Below are 20,610 nucleotides of genomic sequence, written 5' to 3' on the forward strand. Positions count from 1 at the left end.
GCTCCACCGCCGGACGGCCCAGGCACGGACCACGGCGCAGGCCGACGCCGCCGCGGTCCCGGCCCTGCCGCCCGTGCGGCTCCCGGCCCTCGCGGCCGACGCAAGCACCGCCCGCATCCCCACCGACCCGGCGACGGTCCTGCGCCGGGCCGCGGCAGACCTCAGGCGCCGGCTCACGGCCCGTGCGGCCGGGGTCGACCTGGCCCGCCTCTGGCGCCAGTGGGCCGACCTCGTCCGCGGCTATCTCGCGCTGCTTCTCACCCTGCTCCCGAGAACACGCCCGCCGCGCACGATCACCGTCTTCGTGGCGACCCTCACCGAGCGACCGGACGGCCGCGCTCCGCGAGATCCCCGCCGGCCGGAGCGGCAACGGCAACCGGGGCCGGACGCCACACCCTGACCCCCGCTGCGTACACCACGAGCCCCAGCACCAGCCCGGCGCCCGCCCCGAAGCACACCGTCGGGACGACCTCCAGGAGCTTCGCCGCGCCACCGCTGCCGTCCGCCGGCCACCGCGACAGCCGCTGCGCCGCCCCGAGCACCGCGCAGCCCCCGATCACGGCACCGGCCCACCACCGGTCCCGTACCGACAGCACCGGCACCCCCGCCGGTTCACCCGCGGGCGCCCGCCGTACCGCGTACGTGACGAACACGGCGATCACGACCGCGGCCACCGCCGAACCGCCGTACTGCAGGTACCAGTACACCGGCATGCCCGCCAGTTCCCGGCCCAGGACCGGGAACACGCGCATCCCCCACCGGTCGAGGTGCGTGAACGCGTCCCACACGACGTGCGTCAGCGCGCCGAGCGCCGCCGAGACGTACCACCACGCCACCGTGGACGGCCGCACCCGCGCGCGGGGCGCCCCGCAGCGCAGCAGGGCGGCCGTCCGCCCCTGCCGGGCCCGGGGCGGCAGCGCCATCAACGGCTCGCGCACGAGCAGCCACAGCCCCACCAGGGCCCAGGAGATGAGTACGTCGACGGTGAAGACACCGGCGAAGGAGTGCGTGACGTCCCCGAAGGGCATCGCACCCGGCAGGACACTCGCCGCGTAGTAGGTCATGTCGGGCGAGAAGGAGCTCGCGACGAGGACCGCGGGTACCAGCCGGCCCCGGCCGGTCCCGTCCCCGCGGACGGCGGGCAGGACGGCGGCCGCATGGCTGAGCGTGAACGGCAACTGGTCCCCCCGGGGCGGTGGTCGGCCGTGCCCGAGTGCGACGGGCCGACCCGTGATCACTTCTGTCCAGTATGGAGGACGGCCACCTGCCGGACGCTCACGACAACAGCGCATGGCCAGCTGGTGAAAAGCCGGTACCACCGGGTGCCCCTGTAAAGCAAGTTGTCGTAGGGTCACTTGGGTTGCCTTGCCGGGCTCCGGTCGAAAAACACCGGCGTACGAATCGAACGTCGCCGCGGAGGCAACCACAGCACCGGGTCGACCGTCACAACAGGGCGAGCGGAATTACACGACGGGCGCTCAGTCGTCCAGGGGAGGGATTCACCTTATGGCGGCGCAATTCGGCATGCGACTGCGCAAGGGGGCGGCGACGACCGCCGTGGCCGCGGCAGCGGTCGCGGCTCTCTCCGCGTCCCAGGCACCGGGCGTGACGGCCGACAACGGCAGACAGGCCGCCGCCGGATCCAGCGCTCCCGTGCCGGACGCGGTTCCCGAGGGCAACGCCACCGGCAACTCGCCGTACTACACGGACCTGCCGCCGCTCAGCAGCCCCAAGCCCAGCCCGTCGTCCACGATAGGCACCCCGGTCGCCCGGGGTGAGATAGAGGCGGGCATCCCCGCGACGGTCCTCGACGCGTACAAGAGGGCCGCTTCGGAACTGCGCGGTGCCAAGCCGGGCTGCAACCTGCCCTGGCAACTGCTCGCCGCCATCGGCAAGGTGGAGTCGGGTCAGGCCCGCGGCGGAAACGTCGACGCCAACGGCACCACGCTCAGCCCGATCCTGGGCCCGCAGCTCGACGGCAACGGCTTCGCGCTGATCCAGGACACCGACCACGGCCGGTACGACGGCAACAGCGAGTACGACCAGGCCGTCGGCCCCATGCAGTTCATCCCGTCGACCTGGGCCTGGGCGGGCCGCGACGGCAACGGCGACGGCGTGAAGGACCCCAACAACGTCTACGACGCGGCGCTCGCGGCCGGCCACTACCTGTGCCGCAACGGCTGGGACCTGTCCGCCCAGGACAACCTGCACAGCGCGATCCTCAGCTACAACAACTCGCAGGACTACCTGAACACGGTCCTGTCGTGGCTGGAGTACTACCGCGAGGGCACCCACTCGATCCCCGACGGCACCGGCACCCTCCCCTCGGGCCGCAGCGACGACAAGGGCGGCAAGCACCCGTCCCACTCGAAGCCGCCCAAGACCAAGCCGAGCCCGGGCAAGCCCAGCCCCCTCCCGTCCACGCCGGGCACGCCGTCACCCACGCCCACCGACACGGTGGACCACCTGGAGGACGCCGGCACCGCCAAGCTCACCGCGATGGCCGGTGACGCGTTCGACAAGAGGATCAGCACGCGGGCCGAGAACAAGGCCGGGAAGACCGTCGGCAAGGTCCGGATCCGCTTCACCATCGTCGGTGCCACGGACGCCACCTTCACCGGCGGCGAGAGCGTCGCCACCGTCGCCACCGACAGCAAGGGCGTGGCGGTCGCCCCCGCGCTCCAGGCGGGCGAGAAGACCGGCGACTTCACCGTCCACGTCGCCGTCGTCGGCCGTTCGGTCGGCGGTGTCGACTACGGGGCCACGGTCACCGCGCGCGCAGCCGACGCCCTCGCCCGCACCAGCGACACCCCGCTCACCTGCACCCCGGGCGGCGAGTTCGCCGACCAGGTCGAGGTGAAGGCCACCTATCACGGCGCCGTCGCGGACAAGGTCGACGCCACCGCGACGCTCGTGAAGTCGGTGAGCGACGCGACCGAGAACGACCAGGGCCCCTACTTCAAGGACGCGAACGGCAAGGCCGTCCGCACCCTGTCGAACCTCCAGACCGACGCGAACGGCCTGATCAAGCTGCCGAAGCTGTACGCGGACGACGCGACCGGCACCTTCCTGCTGCGCATCGTCACCACCGGCGGCGCGACGCTGACCGTCGAACTGAAGGTCGCCGCGGCCGACTCGTCGCCCAGCCCCTCGCCCAGCACCTCCGCGACCCCGTCGACGAGCCCGTCGGCCACGGCGTCCGCCGGCCCGTCCGCCTAGGGCCGGCCGACCGCACACCCCAGGGCGCCCCTCCCGCTTCGGCGGAGGGGCGCCCTCGTCTGTGTGTGCAACGTGTTCTCATCTCGGCCCCCCGTTGCTACGGTGCCGGACCTGACGCTCTATCAGGAACCGTCCGTCCGGAGGCCCCGCATGCGCGCCCTGATCGCCGCCGCGACCGGTCTCGCCGTCGCGCTCGCCCTGGTCCTGACCGTCACCGCCATGGGCTCACCGGCGGGCAGGACCTCCCCGAAGCCGCTGCTGACGACGGTGCCCGCACACCCGTAACCGCCCGTCCGGGAGGGAGGCCGAGATGCGTCGCAAGGCCGGCCTGATCCTGCTCGCCCTCGCCGTGTTCTTCGCGGCGCTGTCCCCGCTGCTGCGCTGGTACGCCTTCCCGCGCCTGGCCAAGATCCCCGCGAACCAGTACCAGGACATGGTCCTGGAGGCCAAGGACGCCACCCTCCTCGACTACGGCACGATGAAGGCGAGGAAGGTCCCCAAGGTCACCATCGTGCAGACCCTCAAGGGCAACGTGGAGGCCTCGGAGCGGATCGAGAAGACGGCGGGGAAGGACGTCGTCGTCTGGGACGGCCTGTCCTATGTGCAGGGCCCCGACGGCAAGATGGTCTCCAGGATCCCCGAGCGCTACATCTTCGACGCCCACTCCCAGGAACCCGTCCACGCCACCGGGGAGATGGTGGACGGCGACCCGGTCAAGCGGGACGGCATCGAGTTCAAGTGGCCCTTCCTGACGGAGAAACGGGACTACGAGTACTTCGACGCGCAGACCCGCACCACCAGCCCCATCCACTACAAGGGCACCCGGAACTTCCGCGGCCTGAGCGTCTACTACTTCGAGCAGACCATCCCCTGGACCAAGGTCTCCTTCCCCAAGGCCATGCCCGTGCGCGGCATCACCCCCGAGTCGGTCGCCAAGACCGGGACGACCCGCTGGTACACCACGGTCCGCAAGTTCTGGGTCGAGCCCGTCACCGGGGCGCCCGTGTACGGCGAGGAGCTGCACCAGGAGGAGCTGCGCGGCGGCACCCTGCTCGGCGGGCGCGCCAAGGTGACCGCGTTCGCGGGCGACGTGAAGATGCGCGAGGACTACATCGAGCACACCGTGGCCCTGGTCAAGGACAACCGCACCCTCGTCCTGCTGATGACCTCGTACCTGCCCTGGGGCTTCCTGGTCCTCGGCATCCTGCTGCTGGCGCTCGCGCTCTACCTGGAGGCGCGCGGCAGGCGCCCCGCGGATCCCGCACCCGCCGAGACGGCGGAACCGGAACCGGTCAGCGCCTGAGGCGGGCGTTGGTGTGCCGGGTGGGCTCGGCGGTGGCCGGGTCCTCGGGCCACGGATGCTTCGGATACCGGCCGCGCAACTCCGCCCGTACCCCCTTGTAGCCGTCCTTCCAGAAGGAGGCGAGGTCGGCCGTCACCGCCGCGGGCCGACCGGCGGGGGACAGGAGATGCACGAGCAGCGGCACGCCGGCCACCTCCGGCGACTCCCGCAGCCCGAACATCTCCTGCAACTTCACGGCGAGAACGGGCTGCTCGGGGTTCTGGTAGTCGATCCGGATTCTGGACCCACTGGGGACGACGATCCGCTCGGGGGCGAGTTCGTCGAGCCGGGCGGCCTCACCACCGGCCCAGGGCAGCAACCGGCCGAGCGCCGCCCCGGCATCGATCCGCGCGAGATCGGCCCGCCGCCGGGCGCGCCCCAGCTCGGGCTCCAACCACTCGTCCACGCGCGCGAGAAGCGCGGCGTCCGACACGTCCGGCCAGGGCTCGCCGAGCCGCAGCCGCAAAAAGGCCAGCCGCTGCCGCAGGACGCCGGCCTCCGCGGACCACCGCAGCAGCCCGAACCCCTCCTGCCGCAGCCCCTCCAGCAGCGCCTCGCGTACGAGGGAGGACTCGGCGTCCCTCAGCGGCCGCACCGCCAGCTCGACGGCCCCCAGCCGCTCGACCCGCCGGGCCACGACGTCCCCGTCACCCCAGTGCACCTCGTCCCGCACGTCCAGCAGCGACCCGGCCGCGCTCCGCGCCACGTCCTCACCCACCACGGCCCCGAGCCGCACGCGCGCGTGCCGCTGCCCCACGGGCCGATCGGCCACGGCGACAGCGATCCACGGGACCCCGTGGAGGGCGGACCCGTCCCCCGCCTCGGCCCGTGTCCCGGACACCATGAGATACGACCCACCGTCCAGCCGGGCGACCCGCTCGGGAAACGCGAGCGCGACAACAAGCCCGGCGGCGAACCCCTCGCCACGCCCCGTGCCCGGTCCGCCGCCGACGTCCACCTGGAGCCGACTGCCACGGGTCGGCGGGTCGGAGAACTCCCCGGCGACGGCCCGCAGGCGGCGCACCTCCGTCCGCCACCGCCCGGCATAGGCGTCACGCCCGCGCCGGACCGTCCGCAGCGCACCGCCGAGATCATCCCCGTACTCCCGCGGAGCCTCCTCGCTCAGCAGGGCGACAACCTCGGCAGCCGCCTCCACCCCCACCAGCGGCGCGGCGTCCAGCAGCGCCCGACCCAGCCGCGGATGCAACCCCAGCCGCGCCAGCCGCACCCCCCGCTCCGTGGCCCGCCCGGCGGAGTCCACCGCCCCCACGGCCGTCAGCACCTCGCGCGCCGCCGCCATCGCGCCGCCCGGCGGCGGATCCAGCAGCGCGAGCCCCGAGGCGTCGGGGTCGCCCCAGCAGGCCGTCTGCAGGGCGAACGCCGTCAGATCGGCCACCTTGATCTCCGGCGCTGGGAAGCGCGGCAGACGCACGTCCTCGGCCTCCGTCCAGCACCGGTACACCGCCCCGGGCGCCTCACGCCCGGCCCGGCCCGCCCGCTGCCGCCCCGCCGCCTGCGACGCCCGCACCGTCGTCAGCGCGCTCAGCCCGCGCGCGTGGTCCACACGCGGCTCCCGCGCCAGCCCGCAGTCGACGACCACCCGCACCCCGGGCACCGTCAGCGAGGACTCCGCGACCGACGTCGCCAGCACCACCCGGCGCCGCTCGCCGGGCATCAGCACCGCGTCCTGCACGGCCGCCGGCGCCCGCCCGTGCACCTGCAGCACGTCCACGCCGCCCAGGTCCCCCAGGTGCCCCGTGACCCGCGCGATCTCGCCCACGCCGGGCAGGAAGCACAGCACGTCTCCCGGCCGCTCGGCCAGCGCCCGCCGCACCACCGAGGCCACGTGGACCAGCAGCGCCGGATCGACACGCATCCCGTGCGGCGGCCGTACCGGACGCGCCGGCGGCGTCCACACCACCTCCACGGGGTGCGAGGCACCCTCGGCCTCGACCACCGGCGCCCCGCCCAGCAGCCGCGCCCACCCCTGCGCGTCCGTCGTCGCCGAGGCGGCCACCAGCCGCAGTTCCGGCCGCAGGGCCTCCCGTACGTCCCACAGGAACGCCGCCACCGTGTCCGCGTCCAGATGCCGCTCGTGGCACTCGTCGAGCACGACCACGTCGACGCCCGTCAGCTCCTGGTCCTGTTGCAGCCGCTGCAGCAGCACGCCGGTCGTGACGACCTCCACGCGCGCGCGTGGCCCCACGACCCGCTCGCCGCGCACGGTGTAGCCGATGCTCTGCCCGACCTGCTCGCCCAGCAGCCACGCCATCCGGCGCGCCGCGGCCCGCGCCGCGATCCGGCGCGGCTCGGCCACGACCACCCGCCGCGCCGGCCCCTCGCCCAGCAGCCCGGCCAACGCCAGCGGCACCAGCGTCGTCTTGCCGGTGCCGGGCGGCGCCACCAGGACCGCGGTGCCGTGCCCCTCCAGGGCGTCGTCCAGGGCGGGCAGGGCACCGCGTACGGGCAGGGCGTCCAGGGCGTCGTAACGGATCACGTCCCCTAGTGTCGTACGCCCCGAAAACGCCCCCTCACGCGCGCGTGGGTCAGTCCCGCTCGCACACGAAGATCGCCGTCCCGGGGATCAGACCCCCGCGCAGCGGGGACCAGCCGCCCCATTCGGACGAGTTCCAGGCCGGCCACTCCGGTTCCACCAGGTCCACGAGCCGGAAGCCCGCGGCCACGACGTCCCGGACCCGGTCGCCGACCGTCCTGTGGTGCTCGACGTACACCGCCCGGCCCTGCTCGTCCTGCTCGACGTACGGCGTGCGGTCGAAGTACGAGGCCGACACGGACAGCCCCTCGGGCCCGGGCTCGTCCGGGAAGGCCCACCGGATCGGATGCGTCACCGAGAACACGAAGCGCCCGCCCGGCCGCAGCACCCGGCGCACCTCCCGCAGCACCGCGACCGGGTCCGCCACGAAGGGCAGCGCCCCGTACGCGGAGCACGCCAGGTCGAAGGAGCCGTCCGCGAAGGGCAGCGCGCCGGCGTCGGCGCACACCAGCGGAAACGATCCGCCGATGCGCAGCGCGTGCTGGAGCTGGCGGTGGGAGAGGTCCAGGGCCACCGGGCGGGCCCCCTGGGCGGCCAGCCAGCGCGAGCACTGCGCCGCGCCCGCGCCTATCTCCAGGACGTCCCTGCCCTTGAGGTCCTCCGCAGGGCCCAGCAGCTCGGCCTCCACCTCGTCGAGGCCCTCGGGCCCCCACACGAAGCGGTCGTCGCCCAGGAACGTGCCGTGGTCGATCTGGTACTCGTCCGCGTTCCGGTCCCACCAGCCCCGGTTGGCCCGGGAGCTCTCCGTGGCCCCGGCCTCGCGCCGGGTGGCATCCGGTTCGAAGGGTTCTGGCTCTTGGATGATCGGCTCCCTCGTCGTACTCTTCCGTGCAACCCGTCAGGGGCGTGTCGCGCAAGAGGTCCGTCCGGCCCTCGTGGCCTCGTGGGACGGAACTTGTGCCGGGTATGCGGCGATCCGCCCCGGGTGTGCGCCTTCGCGCATTGACCCTGCCCGGCTGCCCCCGTATGCTACAAGTTGCGCTGCGGGCCTGCGCACCTCAGACGTAGCAGGCTGCGCTCGCATCTGTTGTATGTCCCCTCGGTTGTCGAGGCGCCACAGGCTGTATCCGGTGTGGCGCTTCCTTGGCTGTCCGGCTTCTGCAGAGCGAAACGGGCTCCCGGCGTAAGCAGTACCTACGACTTCAATGTCCGTACCGGAGCCCTTTCCCACATGACGAGCAGCACCGAGACCACCGCCACCACCCCGCAGGTTGCGGTCAACGACATCGGTAACGAGGAAGCCTTCCTCGCCGCTATCGACGAGACGATCAAGTACTTCAACGATGGTGACATCGTCGACGGCGTCATCGTCAAGGTTGACCGGGACGAGGTTCTCCTCGACATCGGTTACAAGACCGAAGGTGTCATCCCGAGCCGCGAGCTCTCGATCAAGCACGACGTCGACCCGAACGAGGTCGTTGCCGTCGGCGACGAGATCGAGGCCCTGGTCCTCCAGAAGGAGGACAAGGAAGGCCGCCTGATCCTCTCGAAGAAGCGCGCCCAGTACGAGCGTGCCTGGGGCACCATCGAGAAGATCAAGGAAGAGGACGGCATCGTTACCGGTACCGTCATCGAGGTCGTCAAGGGTGGTCTCATCCTCGACATCGGCCTCCGTGGCTTCCTCCCGGCCTCCCTGGTCGAGATGCGCCGCGTTCGCGACCTCCAGCCCTACGTGGGCAAGGAGCTCGAGGCCAAGATCATCGAGCTGGACAAGAACCGCAACAACGTGGTCCTGTCCCGCCGTGCCTGGCTGGAGCAGACCCAGTCCGAGGTCCGCCAGACGTTCCTCACGACCCTCCAGAAGGGTCAGGTCCGCTCCGGCGTCGTCTCCTCGATCGTCAACTTCGGTGCCTTCGTGGACCTGGGTGGCGTCGACGGTCTGGTCCACGTCTCCGAGCTCTCCTGGAAGCACATCGACCACCCGTCCGAGGTTGTCGAGGTCGGCCAGGAGGTCACCGTCGAGGTTCTCGACGTCGACATGGACCGCGAGCGCGTCTCCCTGTCGCTGAAGGCGACCCAGGAAGACCCGTGGCAGCAGTTCGCCCGCACCCACCAGATCGGCCAGGTCGTGCCCGGTAAGGTCACGAAGCTGGTTCCGTTCGGTGCGTTCGTCCGCGTCGACGAGGGCATCGAGGGTCTGGTCCACATCTCCGAGCTGGCCGAGCGCCACGTGGAGATCCCGGAGCAGGTCGTCCAGGTCAACGACGAGATCTTCGTCAAGGTCATCGACATCGACCTGGAGCGTCGCCGGATCTCGCTGTCCCTCAAGCAGGCCAACGAGTCCTTCGGTGCCGACCCGGCCTCGGTCGAGTTCGACCCGACCCTGTACGGCATGGCCGCGTCCTACGACGACCAGGGCAACTACATCTACCCCGAGGGCTTCGACCCCGAGACCAACGACTGGCTCGAGGGCTACGAGACCCAGCGCGAGGCGTGGGAGCACCAGTACGCCGAGGCGCAGACCCGCTTCGAGCAGCACCAGCAGCAGGTCATCAAGTCCCGCGAGGCCGACGCCGCTGCCGCGGCCGAGGGCGGCGAGGCTGCGGCTCCGGCCGCGTCGGGTGGCGGCTCGTACTCCTCCGAGGGTGCGGACACCTCCGGTGCCCTGGCCTCGGACGAGGCGCTGGCCGCTCTGCGCGAGAAGCTGGCGGGTGGCCAGAGCTGAGCTCAGCCACTGAGGCTTAGCCGATAGCTCCGAGGGCCCGTACCTTTCGAGGTACGGGCCCTCAGGCATGTCCGGGGGAACCCGCCCCGCGCAAGGCCGACGCCCCAGCAGCGCGAGAAGCGTGCTGTAGCGGCCGGCATGAGGATCGGCGGCGCCAAGCAACGCACGGGGACCGGCCCTTCACGCGCGCGTGATGTCCGAGCGGGGCACGACATGACCTCGTGATGTCGTCGTGGCGTGATGGACCGGCGCATGAAAAGGCGGTGAGAGCTGCCTGATCAGGGACAAGGGTGGGAATGCCCAAGTCCCGGCCCGCGTTGTGGAGTACGAACACGAGGAGGAGCGGTCACAGTGCTTGATCCGCAGGGTTTGTACGCATGGGAGCCGAAGGGGCTGGCAGTCGTCGACATGGCGCTCGCCCAGGAGTCGGCCGGTCTTGTCATGCTCTACCACTTCGACGGATACATCGACGCGGGTGAGACCGGCGACCAGATCGTCGACCGGCTCCTCGACTCGCAGCCCCACCAGGTCGTGGCCCGCTTCGACCACGACCGGCTCGTGGACTACCGCGCCCGCCGCCCGCTGCTCACCTTCAAGCGGGACCGCTGGACCGAGTACGAGGAGCCCGAGATCGTGGTGCGCCTCGTCCAGGACACCACCGGCGCGCCCTTCCTGGTGCTGTCCGGCCCCGAACCGGACGTGGAGTGGGAGCGCTTCGCCGTGGCCGTACGGCAGATCGTCGAGCGCCTCGGCGTCCGCCTCTCGGTGAACTTCCACGGCATCCCCATGGGCGTCCCGCACACCCGCCCCGTGGGCCTGACCCCGCACGGCAACCGCACCGACCTCGTCCCGGGCCACCGCAGCCCCTTCGACGAGGCGCAGGTACCCGGCAGCGCCGAGGCACTCGTCGAGTACCGCCTCATGGAGGCCGGGCACGACGTCCTGGGCGTCGCCGCGCACGTCCCGCACTACATCGCCCGCTCCGCCTACCCGGACGCGGCGCTGACCGTCCTGGAGGCCATTACGGCCGCCACGGGACTGGTCCTGCCCGGCATCGCGCACGCGCTGCGCACGGACGCGCATCGCACGCAGACCGAGATCGACCGGCAGGTCCAGGAAGGCGACGAGGAGCTCACCTCCCTCGTTCAGGGCCTTGAGCACCAGTACGACGCCGCCGCGGGCGCCGAGAGCCGCGGCAACATGCTCGCCGAGCCGGTCGAGATCCCGTCGGCGGACGAGATCGGGCTCGAGTTCGAACGCTTCCTGGCGGAGCGGGAGGGCGACAACTAGACCGGCGGCCGACCACCAGGAGCCGGCGGGGCGGAGGACCGCCGGCGGGTACGGCCGGTGGGTGCACCGTCACCGACAGGGCCTAAGCTTCCGCTCATGCTGAAAGTTGGCCTCACCGGCGGGATCGGCGCCGGCAAGAGCGAGGTGTCCCGGCTGCTCGTCGAGCACGGTGCCGTACTGATCGACGCGGACCGTATCGCGCGCGAGGTCGTCGCGCCCGGGACCCCCGGACTCGCGGCGGTCGTCGAGGCCTTCGGCGAGGAGGTGCTCGCCCCGGACGGCAGCCTGGACCGGCCCAGGCTCGGGTCGATCGTGTTCGCCGACCCGGACAGGCTCGCCGTCCTCAACGCGATCGTGCACCCCCTGGTGGGCCTGCGCTCCCGCGAGCTGGAGGACGCCGCGACCGACGACTCCGTCGTGATCCACGACGTCCCGCTCCTCACGGAGAACGGCCTCGCATCGCTGTACGACGTCGTGGTCGTCGTCGACGCGAGCCCCGAGACCCAGCTGGACCGGCTCGTACGGCTGCGGGGCATGACCGAACAGGACGCACGCGCGCGCATGGCCGCCCAGGCGACGCGCGAGAAGCGCCTGGAGATCGCGGACATCGTGATCGACAACGACGTACCCCTGGACGCACTGCATCGGCGCGTGACCGAGGTGTGGACCGACCTCCTCACCCGGGCCCGGGAGCGGGCGGGGGAATAGGCGTGGGAATAGCGGCCACCCGGCCGGGCGTTGAACCGCCCCAGTGAGGGAAGGACTTTGCCGTGCCCGAGACCAGCGGTTCGACCGGACGAACTCCGGAGACGCATGTCATCGACTTCCGTGCCGCCGAGCAACTGCTCAACGCACGGGATCCCCGTGGCGCGGTGAAGCTGCTCGACAAGGTCATCGCCGCGCATCCCGAGAACACGGCCGCGCGCCTGCTGCGCGCGCGTGCCTTCTTCGCCGCGGCGCAACTGCGGCCCGCGGAGCTCGAGTTCACGATCGTCCTGGAGCGCGAGCCGGACAACGCCTTCGCGCACTTCGCGCTTGCCCGCACCTACGAACGCCAGGGACGCCCGGACCAGGCCAAACGCCACTTCCGCCTGGCCGCCGCGCTGGACCCGAACCCCGAATACCTGAAGGCGGCACGGTTCGAGTCCTGACCCTCCCTGACCCGGAGGGGGCACAGGGGCCGAAGAGCCCAGAGGGAGCCAGAGGTGGCCTAGGGGTGGCGGTGCTGAGGGGGCCGTCGGTACGGCGGGCGGCTGTCCGCCGGGCGGTACGGCGGGATGTCCCGGCCCGGCTGGTAGTGCGGGCCCTGCCGCATGTGCCTCAGGATCGTCATCATGTCGACGGTGGCCACCAGCCACAGCACAGCACAGGCGGCCGCCCAGCCGGGACGCCCGACGAGCGCGAAGGCCGCCGTACCGAAGATTGCCCAGCCCAGTCCCCACAGGCTCAGCCACAACCGTGCCCGCAGCGCACTGCGTGCTGTCGCCGGCTCACTGCCCGTACGCATCGGGATCTCGCCTCCTGTCTCAACGTACTCTTCGATCAGGACGTTCATAAGGGGGGACCGCACCGTGCTGCCCGACGCCGACGACCTGCCCGAGCTGCTGCTCGACCTCTGCGTGCCCCACGAGGACATCAACGAACTGGTCGGGCTGCGCCGCACGGTGACGCGCGACGCCGAGGTACTGCGGCTCCTGGGGGAGTACGTCGAGGAACTGGTCGAGGACATGGGAGAGCCCGACCGACCCTCATGGCTCACCGAACGACTGGCCGAGGCCACGACGACCCTGGACGCGTCCGGCCCGACGCCGCTGGGCCCCTACTTCGCGGTGTACGTCTTCCTCGCCGCCCTCCCGCACACGCGCGCGTACCACCGCGCCCGCGGCATCCCGGCCGAGATCACCCGGCGCACCCTCGCCGACCTCGGCCGCCGCATGGCCGTCCACCGCAGGCGGCACGGCAGAGGAGGAGTGCAGTCACCGCGCTGGCTCACCCTCCACTTCCGGGGCCGGCTCTACCAGCTGGGCCGGCTCCAGTTCGAGCGGGCCCGACTCGCGGAGCGCACGGCGGCGACGGTCGCGGCGGCCGGGCTGGACGCGGCCGCGGGCACGCCCTGCCTGAACCTCCACATCCCCGACTTCCACGGACCGCTGACCCCCACCGCCTGCGACCGCTCGCTGGCCCTGGCCCGGGAGTTCTTCGCCCGGCACTTCCCCGAGGAGCACCACGAGACCGTGCTCTGCCACTCCTGGCTCCTCGACCCGCAGCTGAAGCGGTACCTGCCGGCGGACGCCAACGTCATCCGCTTCCAGGAACGGTTCCGCGTCGCCCACGAGGACACCGAGCCCGCCGACACCGAGCCTGTGCGGTACGTCTTCGGCGACCCCGACATCCCGCCGCGGGACCTGCCCCGGCGCACCTCCGTGGAGCGGGCCGTCGGGGACCATCTGCGGGCGGGCGGCCACTGGTACGTCGGACACGGCTGGTTTCCGCTGACGGCCGCCGACCCCGGAGTTCCCGACTAGGCCTCGAACTACTCGAACGAGTGAACTGTCGGCGAAGGGGAACGGCCGTGCGGAGGCGGGCCGTTCTTCGGGCATGACAGTCGAAATGCGTGAGGGGTACGAGGGAACGGGACCCGGTGCGATCACACCGGACGGCTGCGCGGTCGAGCTCTACTCGCGGCTGCCGGTGGGAGCGGAGCCGGACATCATCGCCGCGGCCGTGCCGCCGGGCGCGCACATCCTGGAACTGGGCAGCGGGGTCGGACGCATGACCCACCCCCTGCTGGAACGCGGCTTCACGGTCACCGCGGTCGACGAGTCCGCCGAGATGCTGGCCCGGGTCCGCGGGGCACGCACGATATGCGGCCCGGTCGAAGACCTCGATCTGGGCGAGACGTTCGACGTGGTGATGCTCGCGTCGTTCCTCGTGCACACCGGCGACGTCGAGGTGCGGCGCGGCCTGCTGCGCACCTGCGCCCGGCACGTGGCGGAGGGCGGCTGCGTGCTGATCCAGCGGGAGGGCGAGGACTACCACACCAACGTGCCGCGCGAGCGCGTCGATCCCAGCGGCTTCACCATCCGCATCGCGTCGACGGAGCCGGTCGGGGACGGGGTCAACTCGGTCCGCGCGGAGTACGAGTTCCCGGACGCGGCATGGACCCACACGTTCCTGGCCCGTCCGTTGACGAAGGAACAGTTCGAGGAAGCGCTGGCGGAGGCGGGGCTGGAGGTGGACGAGTATCTGACTCCGGACGGCATTTGGGTGCGGGCGATGCGGGCGGCCTAGCGGCAGGGGCTGGGGCAGGGCCGGACGGGAAACTCCGCGGAATCCCGTCGGGCGGCGGCGATGAGTTCTCGGACCGGGGTCGGTCTACCTCTGTGACAACAACAGGGACCGCATCATCACCCGGGAGACCCCCATGTCCGAGACCACCGCCCCCCTCACGTCCGTCACTTCCGCCTCCTCCGCCCGCGGCCGCCGTGCCCACCTCGCCCTGCGCGCGCTGCAGGTCCTACTGGCCCTCTTCTACGGGATCGCCAGCGCCCTGCCCAAGCTGATCGCACATCCGTCGGCCGTGGAGTCCTTCGACAAGATCGGCTGGGGCGGCGCGGGCATGTACACCATCGGCGCGCTCGAACTGGCCGGTGCCGTCGCCCTGTTGATCCCGGTCCTCCAGTCGGTGGCGGCCATGGCGCTGAGCGCGCTCATGGTGGGGGCGTTCATCGTCCAGCTCACCGTCTTCGACGGTCAGTACGCGGCGACCCCGCTCATCCTGATGGTGCCCCTGGCCCTCATCGCCTGGGCCCGACGCGGCCACAACGCGGACCTGCTCCGACTGATCCGGCGACGCGCGTGACCCCTGTGGGAGGGGGACAGGCTCACCGTCCCTCGGGACGCCCCCCGAATCCTCCGAGTCCGCCCGACCCCCGCAGCCGTTCCAGCTCGCGGCGGTCCCGCTTGGTGGGGCGGCCGGCGCCGCGGTCCCGGATACCGGCCGGGGCCGTGGTCTCGCGGGGCGGAGGCGGCGGGGAGTTGTCGATGTAGCACTGGGCGGCGACGGGGGCGCCGACCCGCTTACGGATCAGGCGCTTGACGATGACGATCCGCTCCCGGCCCTCCTGGCGCAGGCGCACCTCGTCGCCGATGCGCACGGAGTACGCGGGCTTGACCCGCTCGCCGTTCACATGGACGTGTCCACCACGGCAGGCGGTGGCGCCCTGGGAGCGGGTCTTGATCAGACGTACGGCCCAGATCCAGCTGTCGATGCGGACGTTCTCGCCGTTGGCCGGCCCGGCGGCCTCGGCGGCGGCCACCGCGGCGGCGATCTTCGGGTCGGGGGCCTGCGCTTCGTCGGTGCCGCTGGTGTCACTGGTGCCGGCCGCTCCGTCGGCGTCGGCGCTGCCAGGGACGTCGGCGGTGCCCTCAGCGCCGGAGGTTCCGGCGGTCCCGTCGGCATCAACGGTGCCGGTCACCTCGTCGGCACCCGCGTCGAGGCCGCCACCGGCCCGCACGCTGGCCCCGCCCCCGGCCCGTCCGCCGGTCTTGCCGGCCCTGCGGGTTCCGCGGCCCGTGTTCTCATCCGCATACTCGGAAGCCATGCAGCCGACCTTAGCGCGCAGAGCCGGGTGAACCGGACGTGATTTTCCGGGGGTGCCGGGAGGCCCTCACCCAGGCCTGGGTGGGCCGCGGGCCTACCGTGGAGCCATGGGAAGCACCGGCCGGTCCGACGGCCTGTCCGACCTCGACCGGCGTGTGGCCGGTTGCCGGGCCTGTCCGCGGCTGGTCGCCTGGCGGGAGGAGGTGGCCCGTACCAAGCGCGCCGCCTTCGCGGACTGGACGTACTGGGGCCGCCCGGTGCCCGGATTCGGCCCGCCCGACGCCCGTCTGCTGATCATCGGGCTCGCCCCCGCGGCCCACGGCGGCAACCGCACCGGCCGCATGTTCACGGGCGATCGCTCCGGGGACGTGCTGTACCGGGCGCTGTACGAGGTCGGACTGGCCTCGCAGCCCACCTCCGTCAGCGTCGACGACGGGCTGGAGCTGTACGGCGTACGGGTCACGGCGCCGGTCCACTGCGCCCCGCCCGCCAACAAGCCCACCCCCGAGGAGCGCGACACCTGCCGCCCCTGGCTGGTCGAGGAGCTGAATCTGCTGCGCCCGACGCTCAGGGCCGCCGTGGTCCTGGGCGCCTTCGGCTGGCAGGCCGCGCTGCCGGCCTTCGCCGAGGCGGGCTGGACCGTGCCCCGCCCCCGACCGGCCTTCGCCCACGGCACCCGTGTGCGGCTCGACGGCCTGGACCTCTTCGGCTGCTTCCACGTCAGCCAGCGCAACACCTTCACCGGCCGCCTCACTCCCCAGATGCTGCGGGAGGTGCTGCGCACGGCGGCGGAGACGGCGGGGCTCGGAACATGAGGCGAGCCCGACGCCGTACGCCTGCCGCCGTGGCCGTGTACGTCCGCCGCCGTGGCCGTTCCTCACACGATGCGGACCGCCGCCACCGGATCCCCCGAAACGGGCGTTGCCCGGCTACGACCCCTGCCTCACGGTTTCCACACGTACCGTACGTCCGGCTCCCGCTCCTCGTTGTCCGCACCGTCCGTGAACTCGACGGCGACGAAGCCGTGCCGCTCGTAGAAGCGGTGGGCGGGCTTGTTCACCTGGAACGTCCACAGCGTGAGGCCCTGGGGGACGCGCTCCTTGGCCAGCGCGACGAACCGGTCGCCGATGCCGCGGCCACGCCAGTCGGGGGCGAGGTAGAGCTGGGCCAGCAGATGGCCGTCGAGGACCATCACCCCCACGGTCCCGCCACCGTCGGCCGCCTCGGCCAACCAGGTCTCCCGCAGCGGCACGACCACGTCCCGGAAGTACGCGCGCACCTCGTCGTCGGAACGGGGCCGTACGACCGTGGGCAGTGCGGCGGCGAAGGACCGCAGCCAGACATCGGCGACGTCCGGGGCGTCGGACGCGGCCGCCCGCCGCAGAACGACCGTGGCCTCATCACTCACGAGCGCGCCTCCTCGGGGACGACCGCCGTGGCCGTGATCTCCACCAACTGCCCCGTGTACCCCAGGCAGGCCACCCCGAGGAGCGTCGACGAATGCGGCCCGGCGCTCAGCCCCGACGCCTCGACCACCTCCCACACCTCGGAGAGCACCGAGGGGTCACCGCTCACCACGTACACGTCCGTGGCCACCACATGCGCCAAGTCGCTCCCGATCGCCCGCAGTTGCTCCCGCAGGTTCGCGATCACCCGCTCGGCCTGCCGCACCGGATCCCCCGGCCCGACGATCTCCCCCTTCTCGTCCAGCGGCACGGCCCCGGCGAGAAACGCGAGCTTCGAGCCCGCCTCGACCACGGAGGCATGCGAATAGGTGGGCGGCGGAAACAACCCGGCCGCGGTGACACGCCGAATCATGCGAGCTCCTGGGGTGGAGAAACGGGCAACCTACCGATCATCCGCAGCGCAGGCCTGCGCGCGCATCCGAATTTCCGGCGGTCACCTCTCGTGCGCCCCACGTACGCTTCCGGCGACCCGCGCACCCCGCCCGACCACCCGGAGCCGCCCCATGCCCGCCCTCCCCGACCAGACCTTCCTCGACACCGTCGCCGACCGCCTCGCCGGCCTCCCCACCGTCCGGGCCGTGGCGCTCGGTGGCTCACGGGCTCAGGGGACCCATACCCGCGACAGTGACTGGGACCTGGCCGTCTACTACCGGGGCCCCTTCGATCCCGCCGATCTGCGTGCCCTCGGGTGGGAGGGCGAGGTGTCCGAGATCGGAGGGTGGGGTGGGGGTGTGTTCAACGGCGGGGCCTGGCTGACCGTCGACGGGCGGCGCGTCGATGTGCACTACCGGGATCTGGACGTGGTCGAGGGCGAGTTGGCGGAGGCGGAGGAGGGGCGGTTCCGGGTGGAGCCGCTGTTGTTCCATCTCGCCGGGATCCCGAGCTACCTGGTCGTCGCCGAGCTGGCGATCAACCGGGTGCTGCGCGGGGCGCTGCCGCGGCCGGCGGCCTATCCGGAAGCGTTGCGCCGTACCGCTGTGGACCGTTGGTACGGCACCGCCCGCGCCACCCTCTCCTACGCGAAGGCCAACCACGCCCCGCACGGCCGGCTCACCGAGGTCGCCGGCGCGCTGGCCACGGCCGCCGCGCAGACCGGTCACGCCGTGCTCGCGGCCCGCGGAGAGTGGGTGACGAACGAGAAACGGTTGCTGGAGCGGGCCGGGCTGCGGGCGGTCGACGGGATTGTCTCTTCGCTGGGTCATGGTGGCCACGGTTCGCTTGTCGGCGCGATCGAGCGGGCCGAGTTCCTCTTCGAGGAAGCTGTCGCGGCAGCACCGGCCGCCGAATAATCCTTCGAAACAAAGGTGTTGTCGTTGCTAACGTCACCTCCGTGGCGAAACTCAATCAGATCATCGCAGTCGAGAAAGGCATCAAGTCCAAGTCTCACCAGGACCTGACGGCCGCTCATCACGGGTTGCAGAAGCCCGCCTTGCTGGCCGGCATCTCGCGGACGTACCAGCCGAAGGACGAGGAGGGCGAGCAGTTGCCGCCCGAGTCCACGCGGGTGCAGGTCAAGGCCGAGGACGTGCTGCGCGAGACCGCGGCCACCCTGACGCGGCTCTTCGACGTGACCGCCACCAAGGACTGGGCCAACTGCGCGGCCAGGGCTGACGTGAAGGTCGACGGGCGGGTGCTCGTCGCCGACGTGCCCGTGTCCTACCTGCTCTTCCTGGAGAAGCAGCTCGTCGACCTCAACACCTTCGTACGGAAGCTGCCCGTCCTCGACGCCTCCGAGTCCTGGGTGCAGGACCCGTCCACCGACGCGTGGAAGACCGAGCCCGTGCGGACCCTGCGGACCAAGAAGGTGCCGCGCAACCACGTCAAGGCCGAGGCCACCGAGAAGCACCCGGCCCAGGTCGAGGTCTACTACGAGGACATCCCCGTGGGGTACTGGACCACCGTGAAGTTCTCCGGCGCCCTTCCCGCCCGGCGCGTCAACGAACTACTCGACCGCGTCGAGAAGTTGCAGCAGGCCGTGAAATTCGCCCGCGAGGAGGCGAACGGTGTCGACGTCGTCGACCAGCGGGTCGGGGACGCTGTGTTCGGCTACCTGTTCGGGTAGCCTTCAAGAATCCCCGGTCCCTTGAGACCGGGGTGCGCGAGGAGCGCAAGCTGAAGCTGAAGCTTGTCGTGACGGAGCGGTTCCAGTGGAGGTTCGAGTCCTCCCCGCGGCATTCATCCCGTGCCGCGGTAGCCCAATCGGCAGAGGCAGACCGCGTTCAATCTCAGACTCTCGCTCCAGACTCAGCATTCGCCGCCGATCGCCGGATCGAACGGGCCCGGGCCCCAGCACGTCGAAATGCAGGTTCAAGTCCTGCCCGCGCAGCTCGATGCGCGGTGGTCCAAAGGCAGGACGCGGCGCGATAACGACTGACCCGGGTTCTCAAGTGTGCCGGCGTGCGAACATGGGCGGCATTTCAGGGCCCGGGGGCAGGCTACGCCCCCGGGTCCACCTAAGTTCACGCCGTCTTCGCGTTCCGCACGCCGTCATTGCGTTCATAAAGAACGCGGCTCTCCAGCCGGTTGTCACACCGCGGAAACACGAATTCAGCTTTCCGTCCGGAAACACGATCTACGGTGGACACACCCACCCGCCCGGCCACCGTCGTCCGAAGGCACACCCCGCGCCCTCGTCCGGACAGGAGCCCCGTGTCCCGGAGCACCGCCCTGCCTCTCTGGCTCGCCCACGCCCTGCGCGCACAGCGCGGGCCCGTTCCCTGGAGCGCGGTGACGCGGGGCGCCCTCGCCGCCGGGCCGCTGCTCCTCGCCGCCGTCCTCGCCGGCCGTACCTCCCTCGGTGTCGTCGCCGCCATCGCCGCCATGCTCGCCGGGATCAACGACCGGCCGGGCAGCCGACGCGTGTCGGTCGAACGGCTCGGGGTGCCCGCGATGGCCGGGGCCGCCGGGCTGCTCGTGGGGACGTACGCCGGGCAGCAACTCGGCGCCGTGCCGCTGACCCTCCTGCTCACCGTGCTCGGGCTCGTCGCCGGCGGCATGAGCGCGGTCGGGCCCGTCGCCTCCAGTGCCGGTACGCAGCTGCTGGTCGCCGCCGCCATCGGCGCCGGGATGCCGCTGCCCGAGCCGGGCTGGCTGCGGGCCCTCGCCTTCCTCGGCGGAGCCGGCTGGCTGCTCGCGCTGCGGCTGGCGCTGCCCACGCCCGGCGCCCTCACCGGTGACTTCCGGTTCGACGGGGAGCGGGCCGCCGTCGCCGAGGTGTACGACGCCGTCGCCGCGCTGCTCGACGCCGCGGGGACCGACCGCGCCACCGCCCGGCGGGCCGCGCTCACCGCCGCCCTCGACCATGCGCAGGACGCCCTCACCGGGCCCCGGCTGCGGCGCTGCGCGAGCTCCTCGGCCGAGCGCCGGCTGCACGCCCAGTACGCCGCCGCGCTGCCCCTCGCCGAGGCCGCGACGGCCCTCGCCTGGGTGGGGGAGAGCGTCTGCGAGCGGGCCGCCGAGGGGCCCCGGCGG

General features: G+C 72.1%; 21 protein-coding genes and 1 pseudogene. 15 read left to right on the forward strand and 7 right to left on the reverse strand.

Annotated features, from left to right (window positions below):
- A partial coding sequence (locus tag IPZ69_RS41830) for a hypothetical protein (protein WP_235460030.1) occupies positions 1 to 400 on the forward strand: 400 nt, incomplete at its 5' end.
- Here IPZ69_RS41830 and IPZ69_RS41835 read toward each other — a convergent pair.
- Entirely contained in the window at positions 315 to 1,178 is an 864-nt protein-coding gene (locus IPZ69_RS41835; RefSeq protein WP_235460032.1) for a DUF4184 family protein, read from the reverse strand. The genes IPZ69_RS41830 and IPZ69_RS41835 overlap by 86 nt on opposite strands.
- Before the next feature lie 328 nt (positions 1,179 to 1,506).
- On the opposite strand from IPZ69_RS41835, the gene IPZ69_RS41840 reads away from it, so the two are divergent.
- The 3 genes from IPZ69_RS41840 to IPZ69_RS41850 all read left to right on the forward strand — a co-directional run bounded on the left by IPZ69_RS41840 (position 1,507) and on the right by IPZ69_RS41850 (position 4,522).
- Entirely contained in the window at positions 1,507 to 3,219 is a 1,713-nt protein-coding gene (locus IPZ69_RS41840; protein ID WP_235460033.1) for a lytic transglycosylase domain-containing protein, read from the forward strand.
- A gap of 150 nt (positions 3,220 to 3,369) precedes the next feature.
- Positions 3,370 to 3,504, forward strand: coding sequence for an SPW_0924 family protein (locus tag IPZ69_RS41845; protein ID WP_235460035.1), 135 nt, complete (start codon positions 3,370 to 3,372; stop codon positions 3,502 to 3,504).
- 25 nt (positions 3,505 to 3,529) lie between these two features.
- Positions 3,530 to 4,522 carry a DUF3068 domain-containing protein gene (locus IPZ69_RS41850; RefSeq protein ID WP_235460037.1) on the forward strand — a complete coding sequence of 331 codons (993 nt, stop codon included), beginning with the start codon at positions 3,530 to 3,532 and terminating at the stop codon, positions 4,520 to 4,522.
- Here IPZ69_RS41850 and hrpB read toward each other — a convergent pair.
- Together hrpB and IPZ69_RS41860 are read right to left on the reverse strand one after the other, a co-directional pair.
- Positions 4,512 to 7,058, reverse strand: coding sequence for an ATP-dependent helicase HrpB (hrpB, locus tag IPZ69_RS41855; protein ID WP_235460038.1), 2,547 nt, complete (start codon positions 7,056 to 7,058; stop codon positions 4,512 to 4,514). The two genes, IPZ69_RS41850 and hrpB, sit on opposite strands and share 11 nt — an antisense overlap.
- A 49-nt stretch (positions 7,059 to 7,107) precedes the next feature.
- Positions 7,108 to 7,920, reverse strand: a complete 813-nt coding sequence (locus IPZ69_RS41860; RefSeq protein WP_235460062.1) for a class I SAM-dependent methyltransferase — start codon at positions 7,918 to 7,920, stop codon at positions 7,108 to 7,110.
- A 366-nt stretch (positions 7,921 to 8,286) separates the two neighbouring features.
- On the opposite strand from IPZ69_RS41860, the gene rpsA reads away from it, so the two are divergent.
- From rpsA to IPZ69_RS41880, 4 genes are all read left to right on the forward strand, one after another.
- Positions 8,287 to 9,780: a 30S ribosomal protein S1 gene (gene rpsA / locus IPZ69_RS41865; RefSeq protein ID WP_067125571.1), complete on the forward strand. Its 1,494-nt coding sequence runs from the start codon at positions 8,287 to 8,289 to the stop codon at positions 9,778 to 9,780.
- 351 nt (positions 9,781 to 10,131) lie between these two features.
- Positions 10,132 to 11,070, forward strand: a complete 939-nt coding sequence (locus IPZ69_RS41870; protein WP_235460040.1) for a PAC2 family protein — start codon at positions 10,132 to 10,134, stop codon at positions 11,068 to 11,070.
- A gap of 96 nt (positions 11,071 to 11,166) precedes the next feature.
- Positions 11,167 to 11,778: a dephospho-CoA kinase gene (coaE, locus tag IPZ69_RS41875; RefSeq protein WP_235460042.1), complete on the forward strand. Its 612-nt coding sequence runs from the start codon at positions 11,167 to 11,169 to the stop codon at positions 11,776 to 11,778.
- 62 nt (positions 11,779 to 11,840) lie between these two features.
- A complete protein-coding gene (locus tag IPZ69_RS41880) occupies positions 11,841 to 12,221 on the forward strand; it encodes a tetratricopeptide repeat protein (RefSeq protein ID WP_235460043.1) in 381 nt (126 codons plus the stop codon).
- 59 nt (positions 12,222 to 12,280) lie between these two features.
- On the opposite strand, the gene IPZ69_RS41885 is transcribed toward IPZ69_RS41880, so the two are convergent.
- Positions 12,281 to 12,577, reverse strand: coding sequence for a DUF6343 family protein (locus tag IPZ69_RS41885; protein WP_235460045.1), 297 nt, complete (start codon positions 12,575 to 12,577; stop codon positions 12,281 to 12,283).
- Positions 12,578 to 12,641: 64 nt separating this feature from the next.
- On the opposite strand from IPZ69_RS41885, the gene IPZ69_RS41890 reads away from it, so the two are divergent.
- From IPZ69_RS41890 to IPZ69_RS41900, 3 genes are all read left to right on the forward strand, one after another.
- Positions 12,642 to 13,595: an acyltransferase domain-containing protein gene (locus IPZ69_RS41890; RefSeq protein WP_235460047.1), complete on the forward strand. Its 954-nt coding sequence runs from the start codon at positions 12,642 to 12,644 to the stop codon at positions 13,593 to 13,595.
- An 85-nt stretch (positions 13,596 to 13,680) separates the two neighbouring features.
- The gene (locus IPZ69_RS41895; protein ID WP_235460064.1) at positions 13,681 to 14,361 is read left to right on the forward strand and encodes a class I SAM-dependent methyltransferase; all 681 of its coding nucleotides are present in this window, start codon (positions 13,681 to 13,683) and stop codon (positions 14,359 to 14,361) included.
- A 133-nt stretch (positions 14,362 to 14,494) separates the two neighbouring features.
- Positions 14,495 to 14,932, forward strand: a complete 438-nt coding sequence (locus tag IPZ69_RS41900) for a DoxX family protein (protein WP_235460049.1) — start codon at positions 14,495 to 14,497, stop codon at positions 14,930 to 14,932.
- 22 nt (positions 14,933 to 14,954) lie between these two features.
- On the opposite strand, the gene IPZ69_RS41905 is transcribed toward IPZ69_RS41900, so the two are convergent.
- The gene (locus IPZ69_RS41905; protein ID WP_374295732.1) at positions 14,955 to 15,548 is read right to left on the reverse strand and encodes an RNA-binding S4 domain-containing protein; all 594 of its coding nucleotides are present in this window, start codon (positions 15,546 to 15,548) and stop codon (positions 14,955 to 14,957) included.
- A 232-nt stretch (positions 15,549 to 15,780) separates the two neighbouring features.
- On the opposite strand from IPZ69_RS41905, the gene IPZ69_RS41910 reads away from it, so the two are divergent.
- Positions 15,781 to 16,488 carry a uracil-DNA glycosylase gene (locus IPZ69_RS41910; protein WP_235460052.1) on the forward strand — a complete coding sequence of 236 codons (708 nt, stop codon included), beginning with the start codon at positions 15,781 to 15,783 and terminating at the stop codon, positions 16,486 to 16,488.
- A 128-nt stretch (positions 16,489 to 16,616) separates the two neighbouring features.
- Here the strand turns inward: IPZ69_RS41910 and IPZ69_RS41915 are convergent, their stop codons facing one another.
- Both IPZ69_RS41915 and IPZ69_RS41920 read right to left on the reverse strand, forming a co-directional pair.
- The gene (locus IPZ69_RS41915) at positions 16,617 to 17,081 is read right to left on the reverse strand and encodes a GNAT family N-acetyltransferase (RefSeq protein WP_235460054.1); all 465 of its coding nucleotides are present in this window, start codon (positions 17,079 to 17,081) and stop codon (positions 16,617 to 16,619) included.
- A complete protein-coding gene (locus IPZ69_RS41920; RefSeq protein WP_235460056.1) occupies positions 17,078 to 17,491 on the reverse strand; it encodes a RidA family protein in 414 nt (137 codons plus the stop codon). Before IPZ69_RS41920 ends, IPZ69_RS41915 begins: the two co-directional genes overlap by 4 nt.
- 151 nt (positions 17,492 to 17,642) lie before the next feature.
- Between IPZ69_RS41920 and IPZ69_RS41925 the strand changes: the two genes are divergently transcribed.
- The 3 genes and pseudogenes from IPZ69_RS41925 to IPZ69_RS41935 form a co-directional block, all read left to right on the forward strand.
- Positions 17,643 to 18,428, forward strand: a complete 786-nt coding sequence (locus IPZ69_RS41925; protein WP_235460058.1) for a nucleotidyltransferase domain-containing protein — start codon at positions 17,643 to 17,645, stop codon at positions 18,426 to 18,428.
- A gap of 41 nt (positions 18,429 to 18,469) precedes the next feature.
- The gene (locus IPZ69_RS41930; protein WP_235460060.1) at positions 18,470 to 19,201 is read left to right on the forward strand and encodes a DUF7873 family protein; all 732 of its coding nucleotides are present in this window, start codon (positions 18,470 to 18,472) and stop codon (positions 19,199 to 19,201) included.
- A gap of 587 nt (positions 19,202 to 19,788) precedes the next feature.
- Positions 19,789 to 20,610, forward strand: a pseudogene (locus IPZ69_RS41935) (FUSC family protein); the annotation flags it as partial.

The organism is Streptomyces olivochromogenes, from assembly GCF_021538895.1.
In the GTDB taxonomy this organism is placed as follows: Bacteria; Actinomycetota; Actinomycetes; order Streptomycetales; family Streptomycetaceae; genus Streptomyces; species Streptomyces olivochromogenes_A.

What these genes read in the sequence shown, in the direction of transcription:
- IPZ69_RS41900 (WP_235460049.1), top strand. Translation starts at nt 14,495, where the DNA reads ATGTCCGAGACCACCGCCCCCCTCACGTCCGTCACTTCCGCCTCCTCC.
- IPZ69_RS41895 (WP_235460064.1), top strand. Translation starts at nt 13,681, where the DNA reads ATGCGTGAGGGGTACGAGGGAACGGGACCCGGTGCGATCACACCGGAC.
- rpsA (WP_067125571.1), top strand. Translation starts at nt 8,287, where the DNA reads ATGACGAGCAGCACCGAGACCACCGCCACCACCCCGCAGGTTGCGGTC.
- coaE (WP_235460042.1), top strand. Translation starts at nt 11,167, where the DNA reads ATGCTGAAAGTTGGCCTCACCGGCGGGATCGGCGCCGGCAAGAGCGAG.
- IPZ69_RS41840 (WP_235460033.1), top strand. Translation starts at nt 1,507, where the DNA reads ATGGCGGCGCAATTCGGCATGCGACTGCGCAAGGGGGCGGCGACGACC.
- IPZ69_RS41850 (WP_235460037.1), top strand. Translation starts at nt 3,530, where the DNA reads ATGCGTCGCAAGGCCGGCCTGATCCTGCTCGCCCTCGCCGTGTTCTTC.
- IPZ69_RS41845 (WP_235460035.1), top strand. Translation starts at nt 3,370, where the DNA reads ATGCGCGCCCTGATCGCCGCCGCGACCGGTCTCGCCGTCGCGCTCGCC.
- IPZ69_RS41920 (WP_235460056.1), bottom strand. Translation starts at nt 17,491, where the DNA reads ATGATTCGGCGTGTCACCGCGGCCGGGTTGTTTCCGCCGCCCACCTAT.
- IPZ69_RS41885 (WP_235460045.1), bottom strand. Translation starts at nt 12,577, where the DNA reads ATGCGTACGGGCAGTGAGCCGGCGACAGCACGCAGTGCGCTGCGGGCA.
- IPZ69_RS41925 (WP_235460058.1), top strand. Translation starts at nt 17,643, where the DNA reads ATGCCCGCCCTCCCCGACCAGACCTTCCTCGACACCGTCGCCGACCGC.
- IPZ69_RS41910 (WP_235460052.1), top strand. Translation starts at nt 15,781, where the DNA reads ATGGGAAGCACCGGCCGGTCCGACGGCCTGTCCGACCTCGACCGGCGT.